The 524-nt window shown below is 61.1% G+C and carries 1 protein-coding gene; it reads left to right on the forward strand.

Annotated elements, in window-relative coordinates:
* A partial coding sequence (locus tag E2F50_RS22845; RefSeq protein ID WP_133318485.1) for an SDR family oxidoreductase occupies positions 1-524 on the forward strand: 524 nt, incomplete at its 5' end.

The following is a 524-nucleotide window of genomic DNA, read 5'->3' on the forward strand; positions in this document are numbered from 1 at the left end:
ATGCGGTTATCGCAGTCGTTCGCGATAATGGGCCACTCGACGTCTTAGTGGTCAATGCAGGAGTCGGAGCCTTTGGCGATCCGCTTGAACAGGACCCGGATGCGGTAGACCGGCTGATCCGCATAAACGTGAACTCTCCCTACCACGCAGCGGTTGAAGCTGCTCGAACGATGCCGGAGGGAGGCAGGATCATCGTGATCGGGTCTGTCAACGGAGACCGGATACCGTTCCCTGGCCTGTCAGCCTACGCCATGAGCAAAGCCGCCTTGCAAGGCATGGCGCGTGGGCTGGCGCGAGACTTTGGGCCACGCGGCATCACAGTCAATGTTGTACAGCCTGGCCCGATCGACACGGAGCTGAACCCGGCTGATGGTCCTATGAAGGATGTTCAGCACGCTGTAATGGCCATCAAGCGCCACGGTCGTCCTGAGGACGTCGCGGGAATGGTTTCCTGGCTGGCTGGACCCGAGGCCAGCTTCGTCACCGGCGCGATGCACACAATCGACGGCGGCTTCGGAGCCTGA

The organism is Rhizobium deserti, from assembly GCF_004358025.1.
GTDB classification, from domain to species: domain Bacteria; phylum Pseudomonadota; class Alphaproteobacteria; order Rhizobiales; family Rhizobiaceae; genus Neorhizobium; species Neorhizobium deserti.